The following is a 22,918-nucleotide window of genomic DNA, read 5'->3' on the forward strand; positions in this document are numbered from 1 at the left end:
TATGAGCGGCAACGTCACCAACAACCTGGTGCAGGCGGCATACATCGTCGCGGCTGTGCTCTTCGTGCTCTCCCTCGCGGGGCTCTCGAAGCACGAGAAGGCCAAGGAGGGCAACGCTTTCGGCGTGGCGGGCATGGTCCTCGCGCTCGTCGCGACCATCTGGCTCTCGGTCGACCGCGCGGCCCACCCCGTGCTCACCCTCGGCCTCATCGTCGGCGCGATGGCCGTCGGCGCGGCGATCGGGCTGTGGCGGGCGCGCGTCGTCGAGATGACGCAGATGCCCGAGCTGGTTGCGATGTTGCACAGCTTCGTCGGTCTGGCGGCGGTGCTCGTGGGCTACAGCTCCTTCCTCGAGTCCCGCGACGCGGGCACCGACGACAGGCTGCACCTCGTCGAGGTCTTCCTGGGCGTGTTCATCGGTGCGGTGACCTTCACCGGGTCGATTGTGGCGTTCCTCAAGCTCAGCGCGCGGATCAAGTCCTCGCCCCTGATGCTGCCGGCGCGCCACTGGCTCAACCTCGCTGCCCTGGTCGTGTCGGCCGGGCTGCTCTTCTGGTTCTTCCAGTCGCACTCGGTCGTCCCGCTGCTGCTCATGACGGTCATCTCGCTGGCGTTCGGCTGGCACCTCGTCGCCTCGATCGGCGGCGGGGACATGCCCGTCGTCGTGTCGATGCTCAACAGCTACTCCGGGTGGGCCGCGGCCGCGGCGGGCTTCATGCTCGGCAACGACCTGCTCATCGTCACGGGCGCGCTCGTCGGCTCCTCCGGTGCGATCCTCTCCTACATCATGTGCAAAGCCATGAACCGCTCCTTCTTCTCAGTGATCGCAGGCGGATTCGGCCAGGAGGTGTCCGTCGGCGACGACAAGGACTACGGCGAGCACCACGAGACGATCGCGGCCGACGTCGCGGAGCTGCTGCGCGACGCCTCGACCGTCGTCATCACGCCCGGCTACGGCATGGCCGTCGCCCAGGCGCAGTACCCGGTCGCGGAGCTGACCAGCCAGCTGCGCAAGAAGGGCGTCAACGTCCGGTTCGGCATCCACCCCGTCGCGGGTCGCCTGCCCGGGCACATGAACGTCCTGCTCGCCGAGGCCAAGGTGCCCTACGACATCGTCCTGGAGATGGACGAGATCAACGGCGACCTGTCCGACACCGACGTCGTCCTCGTCATCGGGGCCAACGACACCGTGAACCCGTCCGCCGCGGAGGACCCCACCAGCCCGATCGCGGGCATGCCGGTGCTCGAGGTCTGGAAGGCGCGCAACGTCGTCGTGTTCAAGCGCTCGATGGCGACCGGCTATGCAGGAGTGCAGAACCCGCTGTTCTTCAAGGAGAACAGCCAGATGCTCTTCGGGGACGCCAAGGAACGCGTCGAGGACATCATCAAGGCTTTGTGAGGTCGTTGCCCCGGCGAGTTTGAAGGATCTGGCGGGTCCAGACCCGGCAGATCCTTCAGACTTGCGGGCTCCACGATCAAGCGGGCGGTGGGTGGCCCTGGTCGGCGACGACGCAGAACTCGTTGCCCTCGGGGTCGGCCATCACCTGCCACCAGGAGTCGATCGCCTCGAGCAGGTCGGTGACGGGATCGCCGATCCGCCTGCCCCCCAACGCCTCCAGCCGTTCGACCAGCGCGGGCACCCCGAGCTCGAGTGGCGGGTGGACGTCGACGTGCATGCGGTTCTTGCCGGCCTTCTCCTCCGGCACGCGCTGCAGGATGAACACCGGCCCCGGCGGCTCACCCTCGCGCGGCCGCAGCACCTCGAACTCCGGCAGCGAGAACACCGCGTCGTAGCCGAGCGCCGCCGTCCAGAACGGCACCAACAGGGACAGGTCACGTCCGTCGAGGACGACCGAAAGCCTCATAGCGCGAGTATGCCGCGTGGCCACCGCGGAGCCGCCTGCTCACCCTCGCATCGTGTGTGCCTGGAGCGGGGCTCGGCAGGAATGGTGGTTGACCAGATCTGCCAATGTGCGGATGTTCGCGCAGCGCTGGTGGCAGGGGTCGGCCATGGCGATAGGGAGGGCAGGCAGGGGTGGGGACTGGAGGCTCGGTCGCGGGCAGAGTTGGGTCCAGCCGCTGACGCGGCTATCGATGTGCTGGAACTGACTGAGTCGCTTGGCACGACCGCCACGCCGAATTTCCGCCAGACGCCGGGCTACGCTCCTCATGTGTCGACAACGCGTCACAGGATGTATCGCACCGAGCAGGAGTGGACCGTTGCACTCGCCCTGTGCGCGTTGGCGCCCAACGCGCTTGCCTTGGCCAACGTGGCGGGCTGGATCGGGCACGAGGAGGTCACCAACGAGTTCAGCTCGATCTATTTCCTGAGCCTCCCCTTCACGTTGGGCTTTGGAGCCTGGGCCCTGGTCAGATCGACTCGAACGCTCAGTGATTACAGTGCAGCCGGCCTCCGTGAGCGCTTCTTCGGCGTGCTGGCGTGCATCCTGAGCGTTCCGGCCGTCATCCTCAGCGCCTTCGGCTTGTTGGCGATCGGTGGCGGTGGTGGATAGAGACATCTCGACCCGAGTGCCAGCGGACTTCTGCGTAGCGGAGTTCCGCGACGAGGAGAGTCGTCACCTGCTGGTTGTCGAGGAGTCCTGCTAGGAGTCAATGTCCGCACATGCCGCGGTCCGCGGGGTCGTCTCGATCTGCGGGCGAATGCTCTTCGTTGCGACGCCCAGGTCGGCGTCGATCTTCCGGTACAACGGTGTCGTATTTGGTTGTCGCCGTTCGTGGCACAGGTGAACGCGGTCCACGGGGTCCGCAAGAGCAGAAGGAGCAGTGATGGCCGAGTACCTCATCTACTTCAACCAGCAGTGGGTGGGCGACCACACGGAGGAGTGGTTCCGCGGGCGGGGACCGCTCGCCATGGCGGTCGTGGATGAGATGAAGGCTGCAGGCGTGTACGTCTTCGCCGGCGGGCTGGAGGAAGACGGCCCGGTGTACAGCGCCGACCCCTCCAGTGGCACGGCGATGATCACCGACGGTCCCTACGTCGAGAGCAAGGAGTTCCTGGGTGGTTTCGCCGTGGTGGACGTTGCCGACGACGAGGCTGCCACGTTGTGGGCCGGACGGCTCGCGAAGGGATGTGGATGGCCCCAGGAGGTGCGCCGGTTCGGGGCCCAGCCTCAGCCCGAGTGACACCGGCTTCGGGGCCCACGGAAGAGCACTCAGCTGCCGCGTTCAGCGACGAGAGGCTGCTGTTACCGCGGCCCCCACTGCTGCTTGGGGTCCAGGAGCGGTCGGAGCTCTGGGAGCTGCGGCCACCGCGCCCCGCCGGTGTGCGCCGCGACGTGGACGGCGAGCAGCGGTCCGGTGGTCCCGCTCAGCCGGAGAGGTTCGTCAGCGTTGCGCCAGATGATGTCGATCCGCCAAGGGCTGTCGTCCAGCGTTAGCTCGTAGAGGGCCAGATCGGTGAACCAGAAGGAGATCCAGCCGCGGAGGCGGTGGTTGACCAGCAGCCGGTCGGTCGTGGCCACGATCGAGGCGCTGTGCCTGTCTCCCCACTGTGAGGTGGGCAGGGCCGGGTATAGGCGTTCGTACGTCGCGATCGTGCGCAGGGTGGCCGTCTCGTGGGGGGCCAGGCGCACGGGCAACCCGTCGAGGACCGGGAGGGGCTTGGATGACTGCAGGGCGGCGGCATACCTCCTGGCATGCACCCAGTCGCGGTTGCCAGCGGCCGTCGCCAACCATGCTCCTCCCTGCACCACGCTCCGTCTCCAAGCCCGTGTCGTGGGAGCGCGTCCCTGGTTGCGCGGTGGTCCGGCGAAACGGCGGGCGGCGGGGTTGCGGGGGTGCGGTGCCGCCCGCCGTTTCTGGTGACCGACCATTCCCCCCAATGGTTTGTCATCCATGGAGACGCCGCAGGGCACGGAAAAGTGACGTGGTGCGAGATGCTCGTGGAGCGTAAGGGGAACGGCGGGCGGGTTTGCGGGTGCCGCCCGCCGTTCCTGACCGGCATCGTCACAATGGTCGGTCAACCAAGAAGACGTCGGGCATCCGCGATAGTGACGCGGCGTGAGCATGAAGTTTTGGCGAGGGGCCTGGCCCCTCGCGCGCAGGGGTCCACTGCAGGTTCCGGGCGCGACTCAGGTGCTCGTCATGCTCGGGAGCTGCCCCTCCTTGGCCTTGCCCGACAGCCGGCTGTTGCGCACGCCGTAGGTGAAGTAGATGAGGAAGCCCAGGGCCATCCAGACGATGAAACGAAGCCACGTCTCGACGGACAGGTTGAGCATCAGGTAGACGCTGATCAACGCGGCCACGATCGGGAGCACCGGTGAGAAGGGCACCGTGAAGGACCTCTTGAGGTCGGGTCGCCTGTTGCGCAGGACGGGCACCGCGACCGACACCAGGGCGAACGCCGAGAGCGTCCCGATGTTGACCATCTCCTCGAGCTTGCCGATGGGGGTCAGGCTCGCGATGAGGGCGATCGCCGCGCCGATCATCACGGTCAACCGGACAGGGGTACCCGTCTTGCGGTTCGTGCGACCCAATACCGGCGGCAGCAGCCAGTCGCGCGACATCGCAAAAGTGACCCTGGTGGCACCGATGATCAGCGTCATGACGACGGTCATCAGGCCGGCCACCGCTCCGGCCGCGATCATCGTGGCGAACCCGGGCTTGCCGACCGACTCGAACGCCGAGGCGAGCGCCGCCTTGGGATCGATCTCGGTGTACTTGACCATGCCTGTGATCACGAGGGTCGTGGCGACGTAGAGGACCGTGCAGATGACCAGCGAGGCGATGATGCCGATCGGGAGGTCACGCTGGGGGTTCTTGGCTTCCTCCGCGGTGGTCGCCACGACGTCGAAGCCGATGTAGGCGAAGAACACGATCGAGGCGCCGGCGACGATGCCCGCGATGCCGTAGGTCGACGGAGTGACCCCGAAGAGCACTTGGATGAGCGGCGCGTGGATGCCCTCAGAGGTCTTGCCGGAGACCGACGGCGGGATGAACGGCGAGTAGTTGGCCGACTTGATGTAGCCGATCCCGGCGATGATCACGAAAAGGACGATGAACAGCTTGACGCCCACCAGGACGAGGTTGACGCGCAGCGACTCCTTGATGCCGATGGAGATCAGCGCCGTGAGCGCGACGACGAGGATGAAGGCCAGCAGGTCGAAGTGCGACCCCGGTGCCAGGCCCGCCGGCACGGTGAGGCCGAGCTTGTCGAGGAGCAGGGTGGCGTACTGCGACCAGCCCTGGGCCACGACGCTGGCGCCGAGCATGAGCTCCAGGAGCAGGTCCCAGCCGATGATCCACGCGACCAGCTCGCCGAGGGAGGCGTAGGAGAACGTGTAGGCCGATCCGGACACGGGCACCGTGGAGGCGAATTCGGCATAGCAGAGCGCCGCCAGGGCGCAGCAGATCGCGGCGATGACGAACGAGATCGCGATGGACGGTCCGGCGTAGTCAGCTGCCGCCCGACCCGTCAGCGTGAAGATGCCGGCGCCGATGATGACGCCGATCCCGAAGACGGTGAGGTCGAGGGCAGTCAGCTTCTTCTTGAGCTGGTACTCCGGCTCGTCGGTCTCGCGGATCGACTGCTCGATCGACTTGGTCCTCATGACGGACATCGCATCGCCTCCCGGCTCGGACGGTTCGCCGCTCTCGCGGCCCGGTCCGGGACACGCTAGCGGCGCCTTCCCGACCTCGCTCCTTGGAGGAGGCGAGGGTGAGACGTCAGTCGTCCCAGTCGCGCCGCGGTCGGATCGGGATCGGACCGGTCTCCGCGGAGCGGTCCCGAGCCCTCAGGTCGGGGCTGCGATACAGCGAGTCCGTCGGATCCTCAGAGGCCGGGGAGGGTTGCCGGGGCGAGTGCCGCGGGTCGTCCCATCCGGCATACGGATCGGGAAGGCCGCCACCCCTGCGCCCTCCTCGCGACGAACCGCCGCCGGACGTCGGATCGTCCCAGCGGTCGTCCTGTCCGTCCAACGGCTGGTCGTAGGGGTCGTCGAACACGTTGCTTCGGTCGCCGACCCCGAAGATCTCGGCGCACATGACTCGGTAGTGGTGGTCGGGGTCGGGGACGAAGGAGACCTTGTGAAGCGCCTGGTCCTGGCCGGCCGACTCGAGCACGAACCGGCCGTAGCCGAAGATCCGCCCCGGCACCGACCGCTCGTATGCCATGTCGGTCACCTTGGTCAGCGGCATCATCGGCACCCGCCGGGTGATGAAGCCGTGGAACAACAGCAGCCGCTTGTCGGTGGCGATGAACCAGTCGTGCCGCCAGTTGACGACCTTCCAGCCCGCCCGCGCCAATAGGGCGAACCAGCCCCACCAGACGAGGGTGCCGAGGGTGCTCAGATTCGGGTCGATGCGGGCGTCCACCCAGAACGCGAAGATCAGTCCGGCCACGGCTGAGCCGACCGGCTCGGCGACCCTGCCCCAGTGCTGGTGCACCGCGAAGACGATGCGCTCGCCGTCGACCAGGTAGCGGTCGATCTCGCCGCGGCTGGGCGACCGGCCCATGAGGAACTACCTGCCGAGCAGGGCGTCGAAGAAGCTGCCGATGTTGCGCACCCCGTCGGCGAGGATGCTGCCCGACGTCTTGACGATGTCGGCGGCTTGGTCGGGTGACGTGAAGATGGCGTAGGCAGCGAACGCGACGAGGACCCACAGCAGGATCTTCTTCACGCGCTGCATGCTCAGCTCCTCGGGAGGTCGGTCGGTCCGGATCGGTGGATGGGCACGCCTGTCAAGCGCGCCGCTGGGACCATCCTGACCGATGGCATCAGCCGAACGGGTGAGGCGCGCCGCGTGAGCCGGCCACGCGGCATACCCGGTCGGAGAGGTCAGACGACGCCGTAGAGGCGGTCGCCCGCGTCGCCGAGGCCGGGCACGATGTAGCCCTTGTCGTTGAGCCGCTCGTCCATCGCACCCGTGACGATGGTGATCGGGATGGTGAGGTCGGCCAGAGCCTCTTCCACGTGCTTGACGCCCTCGGGCGCGGCCAGCAGCGTGACCGCAGTGATGTCGTCGGCGCCGCGGTCGGCGAGGTAGCGGATGGCGTCGACGAGGGTGCCGCCGGTGGCCAACATCGGGTCGATTACGTAGCACTGCCGACCACTGAGGTCGTCGGGCAGCCGGTTGGCGTAGGTGATCGCCTCGAGCGTCTCCTCGTTGCGCTGCATGCCCAGGAAGCCCACCTCGGCGCTCGGCAGCAGGCGCACCATGCCCTCGAGCATGCCCAGGCCGGCGCGCAGGATCGGCACGATGAGCGGCTTGGGGTTGGACAGCTTGATGCCCGTGGTCGGGGCGACCGGCGTCTCGATCTCGAACGGTTCCACGCGCACGTCGCGGGTCGCCTCGTAGGCCAGCAGCGTCACCAGCTCCTCGGCCAGCCGCCGGAACGTCGGGCTGTCCGTGCGCTTGTCGCGCAGGTAGGTCAGCTTGTGCGTGATGAGCGGGTGGTCGGCAACGTGGACGCGCATAGGCGAAACTTAGCGCGTGACGCCTTCAGCGCGTCCACGGCCGGGACGTGGGCTCAGCTCAGGGCGTCGCAGAGCGGCTTGACCGCGGCGGTGTTGCCGTTGACGAAGTAGTCGTCGAACCGGTGCTGCCCCGCCTGGAACTCGATCGACCCGTCGGCCTCACGGACGATGGTGCGGCCCGCGTCGACGAAGATCGTCGAGCCCGCGTCGTTGATCACGCGCAGCCGGGTGGTGATCTCCTCGGTGCCGGTGGTGTTGTCCCCGGGCACGGCCAGGTCGTGGAGGATGCGGTCGGTCTGCAGGTAGGTAGCCGACCTCCCGGTTGCCGGGTTGGTGATGGTGGCCGTCCACTCGTCGCGGAAATGCCGGCGCAACAGGTTGCCGTCCGCGTCGTAGTAGCGCTTGCCCACCACCGAACGCGTGTTGACCTCGATCAGCTCGACCGGCCCGGCAGCGGAGTCGCAGACCACGCCGTTCGGCTCGTGGTCGAGGACGACCTCGGTGAAGTGCAGGTCGCAGATGATGCTGACGCCGTTGCGCGTGCACGTGGCGTTGAAGAAGGCCGGCGGCGCCGGGGTGAGGGTCGTCGGGTCGACCGGCGCAGGAGACGCAGCTGCCGTGGTCGACCACCCCCCGGTGATGCTCATCGCGACCACGGTGACTGCCACGGCTGCGAGTCGGCGTCGTGATCCGGGCATGTTCGCCACCTCCTCCACGGGTCGCGGCCTCGTGCCGCGGCCTCAGGGACATGCTTTCCTCGCGGTGCCCGACCGACATCCGTGGAAGCCCGTAGGCGGGCGCGCGGTGCCGATCGCGGGCCATGGGCGACACTGGGCCCGTGACCTCCACCCGCGGACCCTCGGTCGATGAGCGGTATGCCGCGTGGATGGGTCTGGCGCTCGACCTCGCCGCCGCTGCGGCTCGGGACGGGGACGTGCCCGTGGGGGCCGTCGTGGTCTCGCCTGCGGGCGAGGTGGTCGGTGAGGGCCGGAACCTGCGCGAGGTCGAGGGCGACCCGACGGCGCACGCCGAGGTGGTCGCGCTGCGCGCAGCGGCCCGCTCGCTGGGGGAGTGGCGGCTGGAGGACTGCACGCTTGTGGTCACGCTCGAGCCGTGCCCGATGTGTGCGGGGGCGCTGATGCTGTCGCGCATCTCGCGACTGGTGCTCGGCGCCTGGGATCCCAAGCTCGGGGCCACCGGATCGGTCTGGGACCTGGTCCGCGACCGCCGGGCGACCCATCGCGTCGAGGTGATCGGCGGAGTGCGGGAGTCAGAGTGCTCTCAGGTGCTGCTGTCATTCTTTGAGGAACAGCGGGCGGCCGGCCGGATCGCGGTCGCGCCGGCGACCATCAGGTCGGCACATGAGGGCGAACAGGAAGCAGGGGCGTGAGCGGGCTCATCAACGACCTCGTCAACCAGGTGCTCGGGGCGCCCCCGTGGCTGGTCTACCTCATCGTGGCGCTGGTGGTGTTCGCCGAGGACGCGCTGTTCGTGGGGTTCGTGCTGCCCGGGGAGACGCTGGCCATCATCGGCGGCGTGACCGCCAGCCTGGGGCACACGTCTCTGGCCTGGGTGCTAGTGGTGGTCATCCTCGCGGCGGTCATCGGCGACTCGGTGGGTTATGAGATCGGCCGGCTGTTCGGGCCCCGCGTCATGGGTCTGAAGATCCTGGAGAGGCGGCAGGAGCGGCTGGAGTCGGCGCAGGACTTCCTGCGTCGCCGGGGTGGGTCTGCCGTGTTCCTGGGCCGGTGGACCGCGTTCTTCCGGGCCGTCATGCCGGCGCTCGCGGGACTCTCCGGCATGAAGTACCGGGTCTTCCTGCCGTGGAACGCGATCGGCGGGATTGCCTGGGGCGCCACAGCGGTCACGGCGGGGTACCTCGCGGGTGAGTCCTACCACCGGGTCGAGAAGTGGCTCGGTCGCGGCGCTGCCGGCGTCGTCGGGCTCATCGTGGTGGTGGCGATCGCCGTGTGGGCGATCCGCCGCCACCGCGCCCAGTCCAGCTCGGCCTGACCGACGAGTTCACCCACTGGTCGTCTCATCCGCAGGTTGCCGTTCACCTTGCGAGGAGAGAACTCTCCTGTCCCCTCTGACAGGAGTCCCCATGCGCCGCCCGCTCATCACCGTCGCCACCTGCGCCACCGCCCTCCTCGCGCTGGCCGCGGCTGCCCCGGCGGCCCAGGCCGTCGACGGCCAGCAGAAGCCCGGGCACGAGACCTTCGCCGTGATCGGCGACGTCCCCTACGGCGCCGCCCAGGTGGCCAAGTTCCCCTCGTGGATCGACCAGATCAACGCCGACCCCGACGTCGAGCTCACCTTCCACGTGGGCGACGTCAAGAACGGCTCCACCCGGTGCGACGACGCCTACTACCGGATGATCCGGACCCAGTTCGACCGGTTCGCCGACCCGCTCGTCTACACGCCGGGCGACAACGAGTGGACCGACTGCCACCGCACCAACAACGGGGCCTACCAACCGCTCGAGCGCCTCGCGTTCGACCGCGCGGTGTTCTTCGACAAGCCGGGGACGACGCTCGGGGCGCCCGCCACGGTCTCGGTGCCGGACGCGGCATACCCGGAGAACGTGTCCCTGCGGCGCGCGGGCGTCGACTTCGCCGTGCTCCACGTCGTCGGGTCGAACAACGACCTCCAGCCGTGGACGGGCATCGGCAACACGACGGCCACGCCGGCGCAGGTCGCCGAGGAGCAGGCGCGGATGGCGGCCTCGATCTCGTTGCTGCACCACACCTTCGCCGATGCCCGCAAGCGCCACGACCGGGCTGTCGTCGTCCTCCAGCAGGCCGACATGTTCGACCCGACCTACACGCCGACGGTCAAGGACATCTCGGCGTTCCAGCCGCTGGTGCAGGCCCTCGTCGACGAGACGAACGCGTTCCCCGGCGACGTCTTCCTCGTCAACGGCGACTCACACATCTACAACTCCGACCGCCCGCTGGCGCCGGGGTCGGTGTGGTTGGACCGGTATGGCGTGACGGGTTCGGCCGCGGGCCTGGAGCGGATCACGGTGGACGGGTCCGACAACAACAAGGATTGGCTCAAGGTGACCGTCAACCGGCCCGGTGCCGCGGCCACGCTGAGCTGGACCCGCATCCCCTACGCCGGCTGACCCCGTGTTGCGTTCGAGGTGAACGCGCCGGAGATCACCGGCGTGTTCACCTCGAATCGGTGGCAGTGGCCTTCGGCATGAGCAGTGCGGCGACGATCGTCACGAGCGCGGCGACCAGCACGCCGACGAACACCGCGGTGCCGGCGTCGGCAGCGGTGCCGGGGTCGGTCTCAGGACGTCCGGAGCGGGCGATGACGCCGTTCGCGACGGCGCCCAGGACCGCCGCGCCCAGCGCGCTGCCGATGGAGCGAGCGAACAGGTTGGTGCCCGTCGCGACCCCGCGTTCGTGCCACTCCACGCTGGCCTGCGCCGCGATGAGCGACGGGCTCGCAACCAGTCCCAGGCCGAGACCGGTGACGAAACAGGTCGCCGCGACCACGGCCACCGAAGGGTGCTGCGACAACAGGGCGAGCGTGCCGGTGCCCACGACGACGAGCGCCATGCCGACCAGGATCGCCGGCCGGAACCCGAACCGCAGGTAGAGCAGGCGTCCTGAGAACGTGGCGGCGATCGGCCAGCCGATGGTCAAGGCCGCGAGGGCGAGACCGCCGACGAGGGGGTCGATGCCCAGGGAGTTCTCGAGGTAGGTCGGGACGAACGACGTGAGGCCGATCAGGATCACGCCGACGCCCAGCGCCAGCATCGTCGTCGTGGCGAGCAGGCGGCGGCTCAGCACCCACAGGGGCAGGACGGGCTCCGCCGCTCGGCGTTCGGCGAGGAGGAACGGGACCAGGAGCAACGATCCGCCGCCCAGGACGCCGAAGCTGGTGGGCGACGACCACGACCAGGCCTGGCCACCCTCCAGGATGCCGAGGATGAGCAGCGACATGGCGACAGTGAGCAGTGCGGCGCCCGCGTAGTCGATGCGGTGCGCCTTGCGCTCGACGCGCTCGTGGAAGTCGCGGACGATGAGGGTGCCGGCCAGCAGGCACAGCGGCACGTTGACGAAGAAGATCCAGCGCCAGATGCCGAGCTGGGAGAAGATCCCGCCGAGGGTGGGGCCGACGACCGACGACACCGCCCAGACGCTGGCGATGTAGCCCTGGGCCTTGGCGCGCTCCGCGACCGTGTAGATGTCTCCCGCGATCGTGATCGCCATCGGCTGCACGGCGCCGGCGCCGAGTCCCTGGACCGCGCGGAAGACGATGAGCGAGGTCATGCTCCAGGCGAAGCCGCACAGCACCGACCCGGCGAGGAACAGGCCGATCCCGAACAACATCAGCGGCTTGCGCCCGACGATGTCGGCGAGCTTGGCATAGATGGGGACCGACACGGCCTGCGCCAGCAGGTAGACCGAGAACAGCCAGGGGAACTGCGAGAAGCCGCCGAGGTCGCGCACGACTGATGGCACGGCCGTGGCGAGGATGGTCGCATCCATGGCGATGAGCCCTGTCGAGACCATCAGGGCCAGCAGGATGGGCCCGCGGTCCGAGCGCAGGCCCACGCCAGCGGTGCTCGTGGTCGTGGAGGTCATCTCCGGTGACAAGTGCCCGGGGGCGCCGCGCATTCCCCCGACAATCCTCCGGTATGCCGGCTGCGCGCCTTCCGAGGACGCCTGGCAGGCGGTCTCGGGGCGATTTCGTCGCCGTCGGCCGCTCTAGTAACCTGCTCCGCGGTGGCGTGTCCGAGCGGCCTAAGGAGCACGCCTCGAAAGCGTGTGTGGGGGAAACTCCACCGTGGGTTCAAATCCCACCGCCACCGCCATGGTGATGTCTCAAGACATCGGCAAGGCCCCGAACCCTCAGGGTTCGGGGTTTCTTGCTGTCTGGGGTTGATCCCTTAGGGGTCGCTGCCCACGTCGGACAGGGGTTCCGACGTGGGCAGCTGGCGCCGTGCGTGTGGCGTTGCGCGAACGCTACCCGCAGGGCCGGTCTGGTTGCATACCGCAACCGGACTAGTGCAGGAACGGGTGGCCCGGCACTGTGACTGGTGCAAATGGTGCGCCACGTGGAACGGTGGGGGCGTGATCCCGGAGTCAGTCGAGCCAGCAGCCCCCACTCCGGTGTTCTTCCTCGCCGGCGGCACCGGGATCTCGGCCGAGACGCTGGGAAACATGATGTTGCAGCAGTTTCCCTCGGTCACCTTCACCCGGCGCAAGATCCCGTTCATCACCACGGTGGAGCAGGCGCAGCAGGTCGTCCTCGAGCTGGACGCCGCGGTCACGGACTCGGTGGTGCCCCTGGTGTTCTCGACGGTCTCGGACGAGGACATCCGGGCCGAGCTGCAGACGACGCAGTGCGCCTTCATCGACCTCTTCGGCTCCCATCTCGACACCGTCGAGCGGGTGCTGCACGTCAACGCAACGCACGGTGTCGGTGCCCTGCACGGCGTCGGGGACAAGGGTCGCTACGACGCCCGGATGAAGGCCATCGAGTTCGCCATGGAACACGACGACGGGGCGAGCCTGCGCAACCTCGAGCAGGCGGACCTGATCCTCGTGGCGCCCTCGCGGTGCGGCAAGACGCCCACCTCGATGTACCTCGCCCTCCAGCACGGCCTCAAGGTCGCGAACTACCCGTTGGTCGACGAGGACTTCGATGCGGGCGGCATACCCCGTCCGATCCGCGGGCTCGTGGACCGGTGCTTCGGGCTGCTCTCCACCCCGGCGCGGCTCAGCCAGGTGAGGGGCGAGCGGCGGCCGGGCTCGACGTATGCCAGTCTCGCCCAGTGCAGCTTCGAGCTGCGCCGGGCCGAGGCGCTCTATCGTGCGCACCGGATCCCCGCCATCAACTCGGCCTCGATGTCGGTCGAGGAGATGGCAGCCGTCATCATGCAGAACAGTCGCCTCGACAATCTTGCCTAGGAACCCTCGCGGCCCCCGCCGCCCGTCGAAAGGATCGCCGTGACCGGCAACATCTCCTGGTTCAAAGACCTCGGGTTGGGGGACGTCGAGTCCGTGGGTGGCAAGAACGCCTCGCTCGGCGAGATGGTCCAGCACCTGTCGAAGGCAGGAGTGCGGGTCCCTGACGGCTTCGCCACCACGGCCGACGCCTACCGCCGCTTCCTGGCCCACGAGGGGCTCGCCGACCGGATCAGCGCGACGCTGGCCGACCTCGACGTCGAGGACACGCGGTCGCTGGCCGAGGCCGGCGCGCAGATCCGTGACCTCGTCGAGGAGCAGCCGTTCCCGGAGGACCTCGAGGCCGACATCCGCGCGGCCTACGAGCAGCTCGTGGCCGGCGCCCCCGGCGAGGTGAGCTGGGCCGTGCGCTCCAGCGCCACGGCCGAGGACATGCCGGACGCGTCCTTCGCGGGACAGCAGGAGACGTTCCTCAACGTGTTGGGGATCGACAACATCCTGCTGGCGATCAAGAAGGTCTTCGCCTCGCTCTACAACGACCGCGCGATCGCCTACCGCGTGCACAGCAGCTATGACCACGACGTCGTCGCGCTGTCGGCGGGTGTGCAGCGGATGGTGCGGTCCGACATCGGGTCCTCCGGTGTGATGTTCACCATCGACACCGAGTCCGGCTTCCCGGATGCGGTGTTCATCACCAGCAGCTACGGCCTGGGTGAGGCGGTCGTGCAGGGCGCGGTGAACCCGGACGAGTTCTATGTCTACAAGCCGGCGCTGAGGGCCGGGCGACCGGCGATCCTCAAGCGTGGTGTGGGCAGCAAGGCCACCAAGATGGTCTACACGCAGGACTCCGCGGTGGGTCGCTCGATCGACTTCGTGCCGGTCGACGAGGCCAGCCGGGGCCGGCTGAGCCTGACCGACGACGAGGTCACCGAGCTCGCCGTTCACGCCCTCAAGATCGAGGAGCACTACGGCCGCCCGATGGACATCGAGTGGGGCAAGGACGGCGTCGACGGGCAGCTGTACATCCTGCAGGCCCGACCCGAGACGGTGAAGTCGCGGCAGTCCGGATCGACCCTGCAGCGGTTCCGCATGGATGAGCGGGGTCCGGTCATCGCCGAGGGTCGGGCGATCGGGCAGAAGGTCGGCGCGGGTGCGGTGCGGGTGCTGACCAGTGCCGAGTCGATGCACGAGTTCCAGCCGGGCGAGGTGCTCGTCGCCGACATGACCGACCCCGACTGGGAGCCGGTCATGAAGCGCGCCAGCGCCATTGTCACCAACCGTGGCGGCCGCACCTGCCACGCGGCGATCATCGCCCGCGAGCTCGGCATCCCCGCGGTGGTCGGCACCGGTTCGGCCACGACCTCGCTGTCCGACGGGCAGGAGGTGACGGTGTCCGCAGCCGAGGGCGACACCGGCTTCGTCTACGACGGCCTTCGCGCGTTCTCGGTGACCGAGACGGCCTTGGACGACATGCCGGACGTGGCGGTCAAGATCATGATGAACGTGGGCACGCCGGACCAGGCGTTCGAGTTCTCTCGCCTGCCGCACAAGGGAATTGGGCTCGCCCGGCTCGAGTTCATCATCAACCGCCAGATCGGCATCCACCCCAAGGCGTTGCTCGAGCTCGAGGACCAGGAGCCCGCGATCAGGGCCGAGATCGAGGCGCTCATCGCGGCCTACGACGGCCCGCGCGACTACTTCGTCAAGCGCGTCGCCGAGGGCGTCTCCATGCTCGCGGCCGCGTTCGCGCCCGAGCCGGTGATCGTGCGGATGAGCGACTTCAAGTCCAACGAGTACGCCCACATGCTCGGCGGCGAGCGGTACGAGCCGAACGAGGAGAACCCGATGATCGGCTACCGCGGCGCGGCGCGCTACCTGTCTCCGGAGTTCGCCGACTGCTTCGCCATGGAGTGTGAGGCGCTGCGACTGGTGCGCGACGAGATGGGCCTGACCAACGTCAAGGTGATGATCCCCTTCGTCCGCACGTTGAAGGAGGCAGAGGGCGTCATCGACCTGCTCGGGCAGAACGGACTGCGCCGCGGCGAGAACGACCTCCAGGTCGTGATGATGTGCGAGGTGCCCTCCAACGCCGTCAACGCCGACGCCTTCCTCGACCACTTCGACGGGTTCTCCATCGGGTCCAACGACCTCACCCAGCTGACCCTGGGCCTGGACCGCGACTCGGCCCTGGTGGCTGGCGGCTTCGACGAGCGCGACCCCGCCGTGAAGAAGATGCTCACTATGGCGATCGAGGCCTGCCGGGCCCGGGGCAAGTACGTCGGGATCTGCGGCCAAGGACCCTCGGACCACCCCGAGCTCGCCGACTGGCTGATGGACCAGGGCATCGAGTCGATGTCCCTCAACCCCGACACCGTCGTCGAGACATGGTTGCGACTGGCTAGGCGTGAGGCTCCTGAGGCTCTCGTGGAGAACTGACGTCGGGCGGCTTGTCCGTTCGGGCGATTCGGGAATGAACGCCCGGCCCGATAGGGTTGCAACCACTGCGTGCGCACCGTCGTGCACCCAAGGTCGTCTGCTCCGCGCCCCAACTACTGGTTGGCGCCGTCAGCTCACAGGTTCGTGAGTGGTTCAGCATCTTCGGCCACTCCCTACTTCTGATGAGGCTTTCCTTTGTCTACGCACCACACACCTGTGCCCTTTGCCGACCTCGGCATCCCGGCTCGCGTCGTCGCAGCCCTTCGTGAGCGCGGCATCGACACCCCGTTCCCGATCCAGGCCGCGACGCTGCCTGACTCCCTCGCCGGCCGCGACGTCCTCGGCCGTGGCCGCACTGGCAGCGGCAAGACGGTCGCGTTCGCGCTGCCGACCATCGCGACCCTCGCCAAGTCCGGTCGCCGCCGCGCACCGCACACCCCGCGTGCGCTCGTCCTGGTCCCCACTCGTGAGCTGGCCATCCAGGTCGCCGAGACCATGACGCCCCTCGCGGCGGCCATGGAGCTGCGCACCATGACGATCTTCGGCGGCGTGGGCCAGAACCCGCAGGTCTCCGCGCTGCGTCGCGGCATCGACATCGTCATCGCGACCCCCGGACGGCTCGAGGACCTCATCGGTCAGGGACACGTGCGCCTGGGCGAGATCGAGGTGACCGTCCTCGACGAAGCGGACCACATGGCCGACCTGGGCTTCCTCCCCGCAGTGAAGCGCCTGCTCGACGCCACCCCGCGCGACGCTCAGCGTCTGCTCTTCTCCGCGACGCTCGACAACGCGATCGACCAGCTGGTCAAGCGCTACCTGCACAACCCGGTCACGCACAGTGTCGACAGCGCCGCCTCGCCGGTGCCGGCGATGACCCACCACCTGTTCAACGTGTCGCGCGACAACAAGCCGGCCGTCGTGCGGGAACTCGTTGCAGGACAAGGCCGAACCCTCGCCTTCACCCGCACCAAGCACGCTGCCAAGAAGCTGGCCAAGCAGCTCACCGCGTCGGGCATCCCGGCGGTCGACCTGCACGGCAACCTGTCCCAGAGCGCCCGTCAGCGCAACCTCGCCGCCTTCAGTGAGGGCTCGAGCCGGGTGCTGGTGGCCACCGACATCGCGGCCAGAGGCATCCACGTCGACGACGTCACCCTCGTCGTGCACGTCGACCCGCCGGCCGAGCACAAGGCCTACCTGCACCGTTCGGGCCGGACCGCCCGGGCCGGTGCCGAGGGCGTCGTCGTCACCGTCAGCACCCCCGAGGAGCGCGGCGACACCCGCACCCTCATGCGTCAGGCCGGCATCAAGCCGACCGCCGTCGACGTCGCGCCCGGCCACCCCGCCATCGGTGACCTGACCGGCCCGTTGGCCGAGCTCGTCACCCCTGCTCCCGTGGTCGAGCAGCCGGGCAACGGCAACGGTGGCCGCTCGCAGCGTGGTCGTGGCGGCTCCGGCGCCCCCCGCCAGGGCGGCTCCGGCCGCTCGTCCGCAGGCCGCTCGTCCGCCGGTGGCTCCGGCCGCTCGTCCGCAGGCAGCGCCGGTCGTGGCGCCGCCGGCGGCGCTCGTGGCCGTCGCGGAGGCACGCAGTCCTCGGGCACCGAGTCCTACCGCACCGAGACCCCCAGGTCGCAGGGCTCCCGCTCGTCGGGCGGCTCCTCGCAGCGCAGCTCGGGCTCGCGGCAGGGCGGCGGCTCGCAGGGCACCTCGCGCTCGGGCGGCGGCATCGCTGCCTTCTCCGCCGGTCGCGGCAGCCGCTGACCCCGAAGGGGTGAGCACGCGGCATACGTGCAGCGGCGAGGTGTCCCCGCTGTTTGGCGGAGCGATGCTCCGTCCGCCAGTGGGACGATGGTCGCCATGGCGTCGCACGACGTTCGAGACCCAGGCGTCCTGGCTCGGGGTGGGCTGAGCGCCGCGCTGCTCCTGGGCGCAGGCGTCAGCGTCGCACTGGGTGCCTACGCCAAGGTGCACCCGCCGAGCTCGCGACCGCTGGTCACCCTGGGTTTCTCGGGCATGCTCCAGATGAAGGTCTGGCTCGGCACCCTCGCCGTCGTCCTCCTGGTCGTGCAGCTCCTCACCGCCCTGTGGATGTGGGGTCGCCTGCCGCGAGCCGGTGCGGCACCGGACTGGGTTGCGCCCGTGCACCGGTGGAGCGGGAGCGTCGCGTTCGTGGTCACCCTCCCCGTCGCCTTCCACTGCCTGTGGGCCCTGGGCTTCGGGGTCGCCAGCCCACGGGCGGTCCTCCACGGCGTCGCCGGGTGCCTGTTCTACGGGGCGTATGCCGCGAAGATGCTCGGTCTGCGCCTCCGGGGAGCGCCCGGCTGGGCACTGCCCGTGCTTGGTGGCACCGTGCTCGGCTCACTCGTGGTCACGTGGCTGAGTGCCGCCCTCTGGTTCTTCACCCGTTCCGGCCTGCCGCTGTTCTGAGAGGAGTCCTCCGTGGCGATCCAGCCGCTCTCGCGTCGATCCGCGCTGCGAGGCGCAGCGGTGGCGGGCGTCGCCGCCGTGGTCGGCTTCGCGGTGGCTCGCGCCGGTCGTGCCGGTGCACCCGGACCCGGGACGGCGGCCAACGCCTACGGCCCGGGCGTCCCCGACCAGGAGCGTGAGCTGGCTCGGCTCGATGAGGTGCCGAGGAGCGGAGGGGTGGTCGTGGAGGGCGACAAGGTCGTGCTCACCCGGGGGACGGACGACGTCGTCCACGGGTTCTCGGCGATCTGCACCCATCAAGGGTGTCCGGTGTCATCGGTCGCAGCAGGGGCGATCGTGTGCCCGTGCCACGGCAGTCGCTTCGACGCCACCACGGGCGCGGTGCTCACCGGCCCCGCCACCCGTCCCCTGCCGCCCGTCGCCGTGGTCGTGCGCGACGGCGTCGTCTACTCGACCACCTGAGGAGAGGCCATGTCGCGTCTCTGGTCCGTGCTCCCGACGCTGCTGTGGCTCGCCGCCGCCGGCTTCGCGATCGGCGCCCTCATTGCCCTCTCCTGATCCGCCCTCTCCTGAGCCCGCCGCTCCCACCTAGGGCGAGAGCGGCTCCTCGTCCTCCCACTCCTCGGCGGCGATCACCTTGAGCACCGCGTTGATCAGGCCCAGGTGGGTGAACGCCTGGGGGAAGTTCCCCAGGTGACGCCCGCTCGCTGCGTCGATCTCCTCGGCATACAGGCCCAGCGGCGTCGCGAGGTTGAGCAGGCGCTCGCACAGGCGACGCGCACGCGGCTTCTCGCCCACGATCGCCAGGCACGACACCAGCCAGAACGAGCAGATGGTGAACGTGCCCTCCTCACCCGACAGCCCGTCGTCGGTCTCCTCCACCCGGTAGCGCAGCACCAGCCCGTCGTCGGTGAGTTCGTCCGCGATGGCGACCACGGTGTCGTGCAGCCGCGGGTCGTCAGGCGGGAGGAAGCCGACGAGGGGCATGAGCAGGTTCGAGGCATCGAGGGCGTCGGTGTCGTAGTGCTGGGTGAAGACGCCCCGCTCGTCGACTCCATTGGTGCAGATGTCGGCGTGCATCTCGTCCGCGGCCTCCTGCCAGCGCTGCGCGAGCTCGAAGTTCTCGCGCACGTGGGCGAGCTTGGCGCCACGGTCGGCCGCCACCCAGCACATGACCTTCGAGGAGGTGAAGTGCTTGGGGTCGCCGCGCACCTCCCAGATGCCGCGGTCCGGCTCACGCCAGTGCTCGATCGCTGCCTCGACGAAACCGGAGAGGATGGGCCAAAGCCGCTCGTCCAGGGTGTCGCGCGACTTCGTGTGGATCCACACCGAGTCGAGGATGGCGCCCCAGACGTCGTGCTGCTTCTGGTCGAACGCACCGTTGCCGATCCGGACCGGTCGCGCACCGTCGTAGCCCGTGAGGTGGTCGAGGGTGCTCTCGGACAGGTCCTTCTCCCCGTCGATGCCGTACATGATCTGCAGTCCGTCGGACGCTTCGGCGAGGTCGGCGATGAACCAGAAGAAGTCGCTGGCCTCCCAGTCGAACCCCAGGGTGTCCAGGGCCCAGAGAGCCAGGGTCGAGTCGCGGATCCACGTGTAGCGGTAGTCCCAGTTGCGTTCCCCCTTCGGCGTCTCGGGCAGGGACGTCGTGGGCGCGGCGATCAGGGCGCCCGTGGGCGCGTAGGACAGGCCCTTGAGGGTGAGGGCGCTGCGCTCCAGGTGGGTCCGCCACGGGTGGTCGGGGAACTTGCCGCGGGCCAGCCAGTGCTGCCAGTGGTGGGCCGTCCACACCTGCCGGCGGTAGGCGTCCTCGAACGTCTGCGGGGGGTCGTGCTGGGTCCACGAGAGGGCGGCGTAGTGCGTGTCACCCTCCTTCATGAGTGTCCGCACCGTGGCCTGAGGTCCCTCGATGCCCAGGCGCATGTCCGTGGTGAGGCGGACCTTGAGCTCGCCGCCGTCGCCCTCGGCGACGGCCGAGTGGTAGTCGTCGCCGTAGAACGACCAGATCGCCTGCTGCCGGCCGTAGTCGAAGACGGGCGAACAGTTGAGCGCCAGCTGGACCTCGCCGTTGACGCACCGGATCGTCCGCAGCAGCACGTGCTCGGCGTCGTAGTCGGTGGGCGCCCTCCGGTAGCGGTGCGCGCGCTCGGTCTCGTGGTGCCACGGCCCCATCAGCAGGGCGTCGCGCACGATGATCCAACCGCTGGGCGTCCCCCACGAGGTCTCCAGGATGATCGTCCCGGGGAGGTAACGGCGTGCGGTCGGGACCAGCATGTCGGCCGGCCCGAGCCGGAAGCCGCCGGCGTCCCGGTCCAGGATCGAGCCGAACACGCTCGGAGAGTCCATGCGCGGCAGGCACATCCACTCGACGTTGCCGCTGGGGGCGATGAGCGCCGTGACCTGGCAGTCGGAGATGAACGCGTAGTCACCTATGCGGGGGAAGGGCGAGCGCACGATCCGCTGCTCGCCTGCAGCCCGTCGGCGCTGCTCGCCTCCGGAGTCGGCGGGTGAGCCAGCGGGGGAGACGGTCGCAGTCATTGCCGCACCTCCTAGTGGGCGAAGGGGCGCCCTCAGTCGCAGGATCCCGCAGTTTCGTGGTCCGCGCCATGGCTCGTTCGTGACCCGCAGTGACCAGCTGCCGGATACACCCGAGGAGGTATGCCGCGGTGCCCCCTGTGGGGGACGCCTCCCGTGCGCGGGGTTCCCTACGCTGGCGGTATGCGTGAGCCCGCCGACCTGCCCTGGGATCCCCCGTGGATTCGTGGCCGGGAACAGTGGGCCCATCGGAGCGCGCCGCGGTTGGGGCGGTACGTCCTGGCCTTCGTGGTCGGTGTCGTCCAGCTCGGAGGCAGCGCGGGCGCCTCGCACGCCCAGCCCGACCGGAGGTCGCTCGACGCACTGGCTGTCGTCCTGCTCCTCGTCGCCCCCGTGGCGATCACGGTGCTCCGCCGGTTCCCCGTCCAGAGCATGGCCGCCATCGCCCTGGCATCGGCCCTCTACCTGGCTCGCGGCTACGCCTACGGGCCGGTCTTCCTCGGCCTCGCGATCGGGCTCGTGGCCACCGTCGTCCGCGGTCACCGGATCGTCGCCTGGCTGGGCGCGGCCGCCGTGCTCGCCGGTGACGCCGTGGGCCGCCTGGCGTTCGACACGGCCCCTTGGTCGTGGCCTGCGCAGGGCGCACTGCTCGCCTGGACCCTGGTGGTGCTCTCGGCCGGCGAGGTGGTGCACAGCTGGCGGGAGCGAGCGGCGACCTTCCGGCAGGTGGCGCGTGAGACGAGGCTTCGGCAAGCCGGTGAAGAGCGACTGCGGATCGCGCAGGACCTGCACGACGTCGTGGCGCACCACATGTCCCTCATCAACGTCCAGGCCGGGGTTGCCCTGCACCTGGCCGACCGACGGCCCGAGCAGGTCGAGCCCGCCCTCGTCGCCATCCGCGACGCGAGCAAGGAAGCGCTGGGCGAGCTCAGGGCCCTCATCGACGTCCTGCGCCTCGACGGTGCGCCCGCGCCGCGCTCTCCGGTGGCCAACCTCGCCGGCCTCGACGACATCGTGGAGCGGAGCGGCCATGCGGGGCTCCGGGTCACCAAGACGGTGACCGGGCAGCCGAGGCCACTGTCCGCCGCAGTGGAGCTCGCGGCATACCGGATCGTGCAGGAGGCGATCACCAACATCGTCCGGCACGCGCAGGCGACGCGGGCCACGGTGTCCCTCGACTACGGTGAGGACATGCTCTCGGTCACGATCGAGGACGACGGCCACGGAGGCGCAGGGTTGTCGAACCTGGTGCAGGGCAACGGGATCAGCGGCATGCAGGAACGCGCTCGTGCCCTGGCTGGCGAGCTCCGCGTTGCTGCCGCGCCGGGTGGTGGCCTGCGCGTCGAGTCGGACCTCCCGACGGGTGGCCCGCGGTGATCCGGGTCGTGCTGGCCGACGACCAGGCGCTGCTCCGGGCAGGGATCCGCGCGCTGCTCGACGCCGAGGACGACATCGACGTGGTGGGCGAGGCGGCCGACGGCGCCGAGGCGGTCGCGGTCGTCCGTGCGACGGAGCCCGACGTGGTGCTCATGGACATCCGGATGCCCGGCACCGATGGACTGGATGCCACTCGCCAGATCGCTGCCGACGAGCGACTCTCGGGCACGCGGGTGGTCATGCTGACGACGTTCGACCTCGATGAGTACGTCTTCGAGGCGGTCCGGATCGGGGCCAGCGGCTTCCTCGTCAAGGACACCGAACCCGCCGAGCTGCTGCGCGGGATCCGTGCCGTCGCCGCCGGTGACGCCCTGCTGAGCCCTGGCGTCACGCGGCGGCTCATCGGGGAGTTCGCCACCCGCAGCCGACCCCACGCGTCGCCGGCTGCCGACCGCCTCGGCGCGCTGACCGACCGGGAGCGTGAGGTCGTCGCGCTCGTCGGGGAGGGCCTGACCAACGACGAGATCGCCCGACGGCTGTTCCTCAGCCCGGCGACCGCCAAGACCCACGTCAGCCGGTCGATGGTCAAGCTGCAGGTCCGTGACCGCGCCCAGCTCGTGGTGCTGGCCTACGAGTCCGGTCTCGTCCGCCCGGGCTGGTCGGAGTAGCTGCGCGCTGGAGTAGCCGGGCAACCACCGGCTACACCAGCGGGAGCAGTCGAGGTGTCGCCCCGCGTGGGATTCGAGAAGGGCTGTCCCGTCGAAGGATTGGGTCGTCAGCCCA

22 protein-coding genes and 1 tRNA gene are annotated in these 22,918 nt (G+C 69.4%); 14 read left to right on the forward strand and 9 right to left on the reverse strand.

The features are described 5' to 3' along the window. Nucleotide 1 precedes the first annotated feature (1 nt). On the forward strand, nt 2-1,399 hold the full coding sequence (gene pntB, locus AC1DWP_RS10950) for a Re/Si-specific NAD(P)(+) transhydrogenase subunit beta (protein WP_477614487.1): 1,398 nt from the start codon (nt 2-4) through the stop codon (nt 1,397-1,399). Nucleotides 1,400-1,475: 76 nt separating this feature from the next. Here pntB and AC1DWP_RS10955 read toward each other — a convergent pair whose 3' ends face one another. Further along, nucleotides 1,476-1,865 (reverse strand): VOC family protein, encoded by a 390-nt coding sequence (locus AC1DWP_RS10955; protein ID WP_477614488.1) that lies wholly within the window; start codon nt 1,863-1,865, stop codon nt 1,476-1,478. A 231-nt stretch (nt 1,866-2,096) separates the two neighbouring features. On the opposite strand from AC1DWP_RS10955, the gene AC1DWP_RS10960 reads away from it, so the two are divergent. Together AC1DWP_RS10960 and AC1DWP_RS10965 are read left to right on the forward strand one after the other, a co-directional pair. After that, on the forward strand, nt 2,097-2,513 hold the full coding sequence (locus tag AC1DWP_RS10960) for a hypothetical protein (RefSeq protein WP_477614489.1): 417 nt from the start codon (nt 2,097-2,099) through the stop codon (nt 2,511-2,513). 274 nt (nt 2,514-2,787) lie between these two features. Further along, nucleotides 2,788-3,144, forward strand: a complete 357-nt coding sequence (locus tag AC1DWP_RS10965; RefSeq protein ID WP_477614490.1) for a YciI family protein — start codon at nt 2,788-2,790, stop codon at nt 3,142-3,144. Nucleotides 3,145-3,206: 62 nt separating this feature from the next. Here the strand turns inward: AC1DWP_RS10965 and AC1DWP_RS10970 are convergent, their stop codons facing one another. The 6 genes from AC1DWP_RS10970 to AC1DWP_RS10995 form a co-directional block, all read right to left on the reverse strand. Next, on the reverse strand, nt 3,207-3,692 hold the full coding sequence (locus AC1DWP_RS10970) for a hypothetical protein (RefSeq protein ID WP_477614491.1): 486 nt from the start codon (nt 3,690-3,692) through the stop codon (nt 3,207-3,209). A gap of 399 nt (nt 3,693-4,091) precedes the next feature. Continuing rightward, a complete protein-coding gene (locus AC1DWP_RS10975; RefSeq protein WP_477614492.1) occupies nt 4,092-5,579 on the reverse strand; it encodes an amino acid permease in 1,488 nt (495 codons plus the stop codon). A gap of 106 nt (nt 5,580-5,685) precedes the next feature. Continuing rightward, nucleotides 5,686-6,474 carry a PH domain-containing protein gene (locus AC1DWP_RS10980; RefSeq protein WP_477614493.1) on the reverse strand — a complete coding sequence of 263 codons (789 nt, stop codon included), beginning with the start codon at nt 6,472-6,474 and terminating at the stop codon, nt 5,686-5,688. A gap of 6 nt (nt 6,475-6,480) precedes the next feature. After that, entirely contained in the window at nt 6,481-6,648 is a 168-nt protein-coding gene (locus tag AC1DWP_RS10985; protein WP_477614494.1) for a hypothetical protein, read from the reverse strand. Nucleotides 6,649-6,797: 149 nt separating this feature from the next. Continuing rightward, nucleotides 6,798-7,436, reverse strand: coding sequence for a uracil phosphoribosyltransferase (gene upp, locus AC1DWP_RS10990; RefSeq protein WP_477614495.1), 639 nt, complete (start codon nt 7,434-7,436; stop codon nt 6,798-6,800). Between the two features lie 53 nt (nt 7,437-7,489). Beyond that, nucleotides 7,490-8,134 carry a hypothetical protein gene (locus AC1DWP_RS10995; protein WP_477614496.1) on the reverse strand — a complete coding sequence of 215 codons (645 nt, stop codon included), beginning with the start codon at nt 8,132-8,134 and terminating at the stop codon, nt 7,490-7,492. Between the two features lie 188 nt (nt 8,135-8,322). On the opposite strand from AC1DWP_RS10995, the gene AC1DWP_RS11000 reads away from it, so the two are divergent. The 3 genes from AC1DWP_RS11000 to AC1DWP_RS11010 all read left to right on the forward strand — a co-directional run bounded on the left by AC1DWP_RS11000 (nt 8,323) and on the right by AC1DWP_RS11010 (nt 10,563). After that, nucleotides 8,323-8,826: a nucleoside deaminase gene (locus tag AC1DWP_RS11000; protein ID WP_477614624.1), complete on the forward strand. Its 504-nt coding sequence runs from the start codon at nt 8,323-8,325 to the stop codon at nt 8,824-8,826. Continuing rightward, complete coding sequence (locus AC1DWP_RS11005) at nt 8,823-9,449, forward strand: DedA family protein (RefSeq protein ID WP_477614497.1); 627 nt, start codon at nt 8,823-8,825, stop codon at nt 9,447-9,449. Before AC1DWP_RS11000 ends, AC1DWP_RS11005 begins: the two co-directional genes overlap by 4 nt. Nucleotides 9,450-9,540: 91 nt before the next feature. After that, nucleotides 9,541-10,563, forward strand: a complete 1,023-nt coding sequence (locus tag AC1DWP_RS11010) for a metallophosphoesterase (RefSeq protein WP_477614498.1) — start codon at nt 9,541-9,543, stop codon at nt 10,561-10,563. Nucleotides 10,564-10,609: 46 nt separating this feature from the next. Here the strand turns inward: AC1DWP_RS11010 and AC1DWP_RS11015 are convergent, their stop codons facing one another. Beyond that, entirely contained in the window at nt 10,610-12,037 is a 1,428-nt protein-coding gene (locus AC1DWP_RS11015) for an MDR family MFS transporter (RefSeq protein ID WP_477614499.1), read from the reverse strand. A 140-nt stretch (nt 12,038-12,177) separates the two neighbouring features. On the opposite strand from AC1DWP_RS11015, the gene AC1DWP_RS11020 reads away from it, so the two are divergent. The 6 genes from AC1DWP_RS11020 (at nt 12,178) to AC1DWP_RS11045 (ending at nt 18,685) form a co-directional block, all read left to right on the forward strand. After that, nucleotides 12,178-12,267 (forward strand) — tRNA-Ser (locus AC1DWP_RS11020). A gap of 259 nt (nt 12,268-12,526) precedes the next feature. Next, a complete protein-coding gene (locus AC1DWP_RS11025; protein WP_477614500.1) occupies nt 12,527-13,366 on the forward strand; it encodes a pyruvate, water dikinase regulatory protein in 840 nt (279 codons plus the stop codon). Between the two features lie 39 nt (nt 13,367-13,405). Further along, complete coding sequence (gene ppsA / locus AC1DWP_RS11030) at nt 13,406-15,799, forward strand: phosphoenolpyruvate synthase (RefSeq protein ID WP_477614501.1); 2,394 nt, start codon at nt 13,406-13,408, stop codon at nt 15,797-15,799. A gap of 216 nt (nt 15,800-16,015) precedes the next feature. Further along, nucleotides 16,016-17,557 carry a DEAD/DEAH box helicase gene (locus AC1DWP_RS11035; protein ID WP_477614502.1) on the forward strand — a complete coding sequence of 514 codons (1,542 nt, stop codon included), beginning with the start codon at nt 16,016-16,018 and terminating at the stop codon, nt 17,555-17,557. Nucleotides 17,558-17,653: 96 nt separating this feature from the next. Further along, entirely contained in the window at nt 17,654-18,223 is a 570-nt protein-coding gene (locus AC1DWP_RS11040) for a DUF6529 family protein (RefSeq protein ID WP_477614503.1), read from the forward strand. A 12-nt stretch (nt 18,224-18,235) separates the two neighbouring features. After that, a complete protein-coding gene (locus AC1DWP_RS11045; protein ID WP_477614504.1) occupies nt 18,236-18,685 on the forward strand; it encodes a Rieske (2Fe-2S) protein in 450 nt (149 codons plus the stop codon). 126 nt (nt 18,686-18,811) lie between these two features. Here the strand turns inward: AC1DWP_RS11045 and AC1DWP_RS11050 are convergent, their stop codons facing one another. Beyond that, nucleotides 18,812-20,761: a glycoside hydrolase family 15 protein gene (locus tag AC1DWP_RS11050; protein WP_477614505.1), complete on the reverse strand. Its 1,950-nt coding sequence runs from the start codon at nt 20,759-20,761 to the stop codon at nt 18,812-18,814. 180 nt (nt 20,762-20,941) lie between these two features. Here AC1DWP_RS11050 and AC1DWP_RS11055 point away from each other — a divergent pair, with 180 nt between their 5' ends. Both AC1DWP_RS11055 and AC1DWP_RS11060 read left to right on the forward strand, forming a co-directional pair. Further along, nucleotides 20,942-22,135, forward strand: coding sequence for a sensor histidine kinase (locus AC1DWP_RS11055; protein ID WP_477614506.1), 1,194 nt, complete (start codon nt 20,942-20,944; stop codon nt 22,133-22,135). Beyond that, nucleotides 22,132-22,803 (forward strand): response regulator, encoded by a 672-nt coding sequence (locus AC1DWP_RS11060; RefSeq protein ID WP_477614507.1) that lies wholly within the window; start codon nt 22,132-22,134, stop codon nt 22,801-22,803. The genes AC1DWP_RS11055 and AC1DWP_RS11060 overlap by 4 nt, the downstream gene beginning before the upstream one ends. Nucleotides 22,804-22,918 lie beyond the last annotated feature (115 nt).

Source organism: Pedococcus sp. P2_F6 (genome assembly GCF_056403675.1).